This is a genomic window from Myxosarcina sp. GI1(2024), assembly GCF_053543375.1.
In genome coordinates this window covers 91,447-97,969 of record NZ_JBKGTY010000014.1, presented here as the reverse complement: position 1 = coordinate 97,969, position 6,523 = coordinate 91,447, and the positions used below count along the sequence as shown (strand labels likewise).

Below are 6,523 nucleotides of genomic sequence, written 5' to 3'. Positions count from 1 at the left end.
GTTTCAGCCCTTCATTTCTTATTAAGATACCAATATCAAAAGTCTGATAGGTAAAAATGTTCTTATCTATAAGTCTCGTGCTGAGTGAGTTTCAGCCTTAGCGTGGTTTATTGTACAGCTGCTACTAAAAGGCCATTTAGAAACCTTCCAAGTCGTGTAACATTAAAAGTTTCAAAATTAGTAGTTTGCGATCGCGATTTGACTAGTGGATAAATTAAGTTGGTCGAAATATTAATGCTTATGCAAGTAAACAAGTGATTAAAGCGGTCAACATTTTAGTAGCAACTATCGAAGGATGGCTGGATGCTGAGTGAAATGAATTTCAGAATTTCGCCAATTTAAAAATACGAAAAACCGAAAATACGAAAATTTAATAATTTGCCAAGGTACATTGGCAGCAACTGACTATACACTTAGATGTCTGTCAATTTGAGGTATGTAAATTGTTGATTACTGTTGCTGGATTTAAGGGGGGAATCGGCAAAACTACTACTGCCGTTCATCTTGCCTGTTATTTTTCTCAGTTAGGACAAACATTATTAGTTGATGGCGACCCCAACCGCAGCGCTACGGGCTGGAGTAAACGAGGGGCTTTTCCTTTTAAGGTGGTGGACTTGATGCAAGCTGCCCTATACAGTCCCAAATACGAACATATCGTTATCGATACTGCTGCCCGTCCCGATGAAGATGAATTAAGAGCTTTAGCGGATGGTTGTAATTTATTAGTGTTACCTACAACTCCCGATGCTTTGGCGATTGATGCCCTGCTGCAAACGGTCGATTTACTCCAAGAACTAGAAAGCGATCGCTATCGAATTTTACTGACGATGGTTCATCCCAAGCCCGTCAAAATGGCAGAACAAGCCAGAGGAGCATTAGCATCCGTTCCTTTGTTTGAGACGGAAATCAGACGGTTAATTGCCTATGAGAAAGCAGCATTAATGGGCGTACCCGTGTATGAAGTAAAAGACCGCATGGCAAAAATCGCCTGGAGTGACTACGAGCAAGTGGGCAAGGAGATCGTCTCATGAGTGACACTGCCGATATGTTTAAAAAGCTGGCACAAAATCGTCAAAAATCTACACCAGCCGAAACAGAAACCAAAGCCAAAGGAGAAACTAAACCTCCAGAGAAATCCTCAACTCAAGCCAAGCCCGACAAATCAGTAACCGATATTGCTCAACAGCCAAAACCAGAAGAGAAACAACCACAAACAGAAATTACCGCCGAACCAACTAAGAAGCGAGGTAGACCAGCTACTGGTAAGCGTAGCGATCCTGACTGGATTGGACGAACTTACTACATCCGCAAAGAAACTGACTTCGATGTCGAAGATGAACTAATCAAACTCAAACGGGCGGGCATGAATTTAGATAAATCTGAATTGGTGGATTTTCTCCTTGCTGCCTGGGTGAAATGGCGAAATGGTGAAAATATAGATATTCATCTGTCTGAAATTTCGCCAAGACGAAAAGATGAATTGCCGTAATTAAAGTTGATAACCCAGCCAAACTACGAGCCAAAAATCTCGCTCGAAGTCCTGTCTTGGTATTTCTGCTTTGTATTAATTCTGAATTTTTAGATACTAATAGCTAGAGCTATTAAAGTTATTGCTTCAGTAAGAATTGCTAACAAAAAGATTGAAGCTAAAAATTCATTCGTACCTCTCGGCTACATTCCAGTCCTACTCTGGAATACCGGACTCACATCACAGAAGAATTTTTAGAGCCATTACATAAATAATATGTATGCCGAATTAAAAAAAATTTATCATGAGCGACCAGAATTCCAGTCTCGATAACATTGTCCGTCCAGAAGAGTTGATGGCTGAATTAGACCTTAAAAAGTCAACCTACTATGATGACTTAAACTATCTCGGCATCAAAGCTGACAAAGATGAAAATCAAAGAGCTTATCTAACAAATGGTCAAGCAGATCGAGTTCGTGCTTTACGTTCTCATGTTATTAAACATGGTAAACGGGATGGTTTTATCGATGGTGGTTTGACAGTTTCTAATAATAATAATGAATTGGCGGACCTACCTAAACCAGATGAGATTTATGTAGAACGAGAAGAACCAACTTCTCATGTCGATCTAAATGCCCTACTCCGAGGTGCAGCCGAACTCAAAGCCCGTGACTTAGCAACTCCTGACTTGTTAATGAGAGAGCTGGCTAATCGCATGGCTGAAGAAGATCTACCCGAAGACCTGAGAGAAAAGGTAGCGATCGCCCGTGAGGTAGCTAACCCAAAGTGGACACCCGCCGAGTTAGCCGACAAAATACTAGCTCAACATCGCCAAAGTCGAAGCGGGAATTAGGGGAAGAATTCAATAAAGTCTGTAATGCGATCGCTGCTGGTAATTCGATAATCGTTCTCGGTGAAGCTGGTACGGGTAAAACCGATCTGGCTGTAGCCGTTCATGAAGAGATGAGTAATGAATATCAAAGTGCGATCGCCACTTACAAGGGTTCTCTAAAAAGATTCTTTATCGCAATCGCCATGCAGTTAGATTGTCCCACTGAAGATGAGAACAATAAAGCCATGACCGTCGATGCTCTCAAGGAAGAGATTTTAGCTAACAGTGGTGAAGATACCTTACTCATTTTCCCCGAAGCTAAGAGACTGACTACCAGTATTCGCTATTGGCTTGAGGACATGATTGCTGCTGGTGCGAGAGTAGTCTGTTTTGCCGTCGCCAATCCTGGTAAAGATATCTTCCTCGATATGCTAGAAATTGAGTTAGAATTGCCGAGCGATCGCCATATTAGAGAGGTGATGGCAGCAGAAGCTCAGAAACAGGGGCTACAGATAAGTAAATCTCGCCTAGCAGAACTGCAACCTCTAGCTGGACGTAACCCAATGCTGGCGAGGAAGATTATCAAGAATGAAGCTTTGGGAATCAAGCAAGATAAACCCGAACATACTCAATACGTGGTGATTATGCCCATAATCATTGCTGCACTGATGGCTTTTGGTATCGTGCGGTTTGTGGGGATGGGAACTGGGAATAAAGGGTTGTATATTACTGGTGGTGTTTGTTTGGTTACAGGTATGGCGTTGAAGCAGTTAGGAAGCGTGAGAGGGGCGAGGAAGAGATTAGGACAATGACAGCAATGTGGCTCGATAAATCTGAAATGCCTTATTTGTGGGAGGTTATTTGGTCTGAATTAGCTTCACGAGAAGGCGATCGTGTATGTGAAAATCAGGGTGAAATCTGGCAGTACATGGGCAGCAAATTAGAAAACGATAGAGTAATTCATACATTTCGCCATCGTTATCATCCAAAAACTTTAAATCGTCAATACCTTCATATAACAACTGACTTTACAGGAGTGGTGATTAAACAATGATGAGTATTACCCACGCCGCGATCGCAGTAGCTGGAACATCCCTAATCCTTGGAACTGCCGAACCTTTACCCTTGGGACTAGCCATCATTGGCTCACAAATCCCTGACATCGACACCACTACTAGCACCATCGGTAAAATCTTCTTTCCCATTAGCAGTTGGATAGAAGACAGATTTCCCCATAGAAGTATTACTCATTCACTCTTAGCAACAGGAGCGATCGCCCTTCTTAGTTTACTGGGGGGTTACTTGTTGCTAGAACAAACATTTAGTTTAATAGCTTTACCATTGGGTCATCTTCTAGCCTGTTTCAGTGACACCTTTACCAAACAGGGAGTCCAGCTGTTTTATCCAGAGCCAGCTTGGGCAATCAGCGTATCCAATCCGCGACGGAGATTAAAGACTGGTGGGGCTGGCGAATTATGGGTATTGGGTGGTGCGATCGCCCTCCTGTGTTTGGGAATCTATCTCGCTAACGGTGGCGGTATAACTCAGAAAGTCAGTCAGAATCTCGGATTGAGAGACGGCATCGTCAGAGTTTATAACGAGAACGCCAGTACCAATAAAGTATACGCGAGAATCACAGGTTATTGGACGAGCGATCGCACCAGTGCCGATGGCAAATATTTAATTATCGGTAATGAGGGTAATGAGTTTATCGTTACTGATGGGTTAGGTGTTTATAAGACTGGAGAGCAGATAATTACAAGTAAAGTAACTACTGAAGTAGGGGAAGCTGCTAGGACTGAGATTAAGAATCTGACTTTTAATGATGAAGATGCGATCGCACCACTAGAAAAACTACCTACAAAATGCTTATCCTACTGCTGAGATTTACCTGAATGGCGAACTGATTATCGATTTTCCTGAAGATGTCAAGTTACCGATTGAGCCTAATCAGATGGCTACGGCTGCTTTAAGTGGGAATAGGATTAAGTTTGAGTATTGTAGGTTGGATTGGGCGATCGCACTTTTGAATGGGCAGTATGCGGTAGGTGCGCTAGAAATTAAGGTAGTGCAGCCTAGAGCGAAGTATGATTGATGTCTGTAATAATTCCAGATATTATGCCCTATAGGGTAGATATACAGAAAGTTTCCGTATGATAAACAGTTAGCTATCTCAAGCATGATCCAATACTACAAAGCATGATCCAATACTACAATGGTCAGTTCAAAGCAGTTGCAGATGTGTTCCACGCAGCTGTACACGAAACGGCTGCCTCAAGCTATACACAAGAACAAGTCGATGCCTGGGCTCCTACACCCAACAGCTATGACCACTGGCGCGCTAGATGTGAGCTCAAACGCCCGTTCCTCTATACCTTGAGCGAACAGGTTGTCGGGTTCATCGAACTTGACAGTGACGGGCACATTGACTGCCATTATGTTCATCCAGAGTACAATCGCATGGGTATTGGCACCACACTACTGCTCCACGTAATCAAGATCGCAACAGACCTACAGCTCAACCGTCTCTACGTCGAGGCTAGCCATACGGCAAAGGGTCTGTATCTCAAACACGGCTTCAACACTTTATCTCCCAACCAAGTATCCATTGGCAATGTTGTCCTTGAGAACTGGTTGATGGAGAGAGCGATAGCCAACAAGTCGCTGCAGCGGACGCTGCTTCGCGGTGCCACTGAGCTTTGACGTTAACAATTGCTCCACAAGTGCGCTCGCCCATACCCAAACTTGGAACGCACCTAAACAACCTCTAACCTACTAGAACACTAGTATTAGTGAGTGCGTAAGTTAATGGTGCGATCGCTATCTTTAGAAGTTAGGATAGTAAAATCTTCACTTTCTAGGGTGAATTAATGATTTCGGAGTGTTTTCTCCTCACCTCTATCTCTTCAGTAGGAGTGCGCCGACGCAATCTAATACTCTTCCTCTGTGCCAACTCATCAACCAGCCCTAACGCCTGTTGTCTCAAATCATGCTTCCTCTTCAAAGTCCGCGCCCAATCTTCCCGTTCTAAATTATCCAGATAATCACAAACCTCTGGGGTTAAACGTTCATCTAAACTGCCACTGGCTTCTAACGTCTCCCCAATTTCAGCTTGACATCTGGTAGCTTGGCATCGGGCGATTTTATGTTGACCAGAGGTATAACCCTCAATTACATAAGCTGCTAACCTGTCGATGACCAAGCCCGTATCGTGGCAGCAGAAACAGCACCAATTTGGCTGCCAGAGTTGTTTGTCGTAATCGGGTTCGCATTCGGGACGGAGGGGAATTGGTTTTAACTTTTTAAAGTCCATTGATTGTTATTCCCTCTGGTACTTTAACCACTCCGTTATCAATTGCCCAACGAGCAAAAGCCCTTCTTTCTTCCTCTGTACCGCCATTTTTGAGCAGGGTAATAAAATAGGGTGCTTGATACTGACACTCCAAGCGACGTTTCCAGCGATTGAATCTGGGGTGATTGTACCAGTCTTGTTGTGAGATACTACAACCCAAATATGCTACAGTTGGGAACTTTTTACACCATAGACTGCGTAGTTCTTCCCAGTTGTGCTGAATCCATTTTTTGACTAATACAGGTGGTTGGGGTAGTTGATTGGCTTGTTGTTGACAAAATCCTAAAAAATTCTCTCTCTGGCTTTGAGATAGAGAATTTGAAAAACTTTGATAAGAATTTGAAGAAGAATCTGGTAAATCGCCGTTTGCTTTGGTTTTTGGTGCTTTAGGTGGTGTGTTAGTTGCAGTTTCTACAACTGGATTGGCAGTGGTTGCGACTGGATTTGTAGGAGTTATAACTGAATTGGTAGTTTCTACAACTGGGTTGGTAGCAGGTGCAACTGGTTCATCTACTGGATTTTTGTCATTCGATGAAGTATTTAACTCTTCAAACTCTCCTATTAGAGCAGTAGTTCGATGTAGTTTTAAGTTGGGAAAGTGCTGCTCGATCCGTTTCAGTCCGCGATAAAACTGATCTTTACTCAAGCCTAGTTCGTCGCAGATCCTTTGCCGATCGAGGCGCATCTTCCAACCAGGAGCAAATTTGATTTTGAGATAGTTGAATAACAATCCAGCAGAGCTAAGGAATCCTGCTTGATATTGGGTTAGCGCATCTTTAAGCGTTAACTGGTAAAATTGAGTCATATTAGAAGAATAAATTCTAAGTGGTATGATGAGCGATCGCGGTTGGTAGCCTTGGTCGATCGCTTT

Annotated in this window: 9 protein-coding genes; 7 read left to right on the top strand and 2 right to left on the bottom strand. The window is 43.1% G+C overall.

The genetic code is table 11. The annotated features are described in order from the left end of the window. Positions 1–443 precede the first annotated feature (443 nt). From ACLFKQ_RS28440 to ACLFKQ_RS28410, 7 genes are all read left to right on the top strand, one after another. The gene (locus ACLFKQ_RS28440) at positions 444–1,031 is read left to right on the top strand and encodes a ParA family protein (RefSeq protein WP_449002992.1); all 588 of its coding nucleotides are present in this window, start codon (positions 444–446) and stop codon (positions 1,029–1,031) included. Next, positions 1,028–1,489 carry a hypothetical protein gene (locus ACLFKQ_RS28435; protein WP_449002991.1) on the top strand — a complete coding sequence of 154 codons (462 nt, stop codon included), beginning with the start codon at positions 1,028–1,030 and terminating at the stop codon, positions 1,487–1,489. Before ACLFKQ_RS28440 ends, ACLFKQ_RS28435 begins: the two co-directional genes overlap by 4 nt. 283 nt (positions 1,490–1,772) lie before the next feature. Continuing rightward, positions 1,773–2,321, top strand: coding sequence for a hypothetical protein (locus tag ACLFKQ_RS28430; RefSeq protein ID WP_449002990.1), 549 nt, complete (start codon positions 1,773–1,775; stop codon positions 2,319–2,321). Continuing rightward, entirely contained in the window at positions 2,255–3,112 is an 858-nt protein-coding gene (locus ACLFKQ_RS28425; RefSeq protein WP_449002989.1) for an AAA family ATPase, read from the top strand. Before ACLFKQ_RS28430 ends, ACLFKQ_RS28425 begins: the two co-directional genes overlap by 67 nt. Beyond that, a complete protein-coding gene (locus ACLFKQ_RS28420) occupies positions 3,109–3,354 on the top strand; it encodes a hypothetical protein (protein WP_449002115.1) in 246 nt (81 codons plus the stop codon). The genes ACLFKQ_RS28425 and ACLFKQ_RS28420 overlap by 4 nt, the downstream gene beginning before the upstream one ends. Further along, positions 3,351–4,184, top strand: coding sequence for a metal-dependent hydrolase (locus ACLFKQ_RS28415; RefSeq protein WP_449002988.1), 834 nt, complete (start codon positions 3,351–3,353; stop codon positions 4,182–4,184). The genes ACLFKQ_RS28420 and ACLFKQ_RS28415 overlap by 4 nt, the downstream gene beginning before the upstream one ends. Before the next feature lie 315 nt (positions 4,185–4,499). Next, the gene (locus ACLFKQ_RS28410; protein ID WP_449002987.1) at positions 4,500–5,003 is read left to right on the top strand and encodes a GNAT family N-acetyltransferase; all 504 of its coding nucleotides are present in this window, start codon (positions 4,500–4,502) and stop codon (positions 5,001–5,003) included. Between the two features lie 154 nt (positions 5,004–5,157). Here the strand turns inward: ACLFKQ_RS28410 and ACLFKQ_RS28405 are convergent, their stop codons facing one another. Further along, positions 5,158–5,613 carry a hypothetical protein gene (locus ACLFKQ_RS28405; protein WP_449002986.1) on the bottom strand — a complete coding sequence of 152 codons (456 nt, stop codon included), beginning with the start codon at positions 5,611–5,613 and terminating at the stop codon, positions 5,158–5,160. Beyond that, positions 5,603–6,457, bottom strand: coding sequence for a hypothetical protein (locus tag ACLFKQ_RS28400; protein ID WP_449002985.1), 855 nt, complete (start codon positions 6,455–6,457; stop codon positions 5,603–5,605). The genes ACLFKQ_RS28405 and ACLFKQ_RS28400 overlap by 11 nt, the downstream gene beginning before the upstream one ends. Positions 6,458–6,523 lie beyond the last annotated feature (66 nt).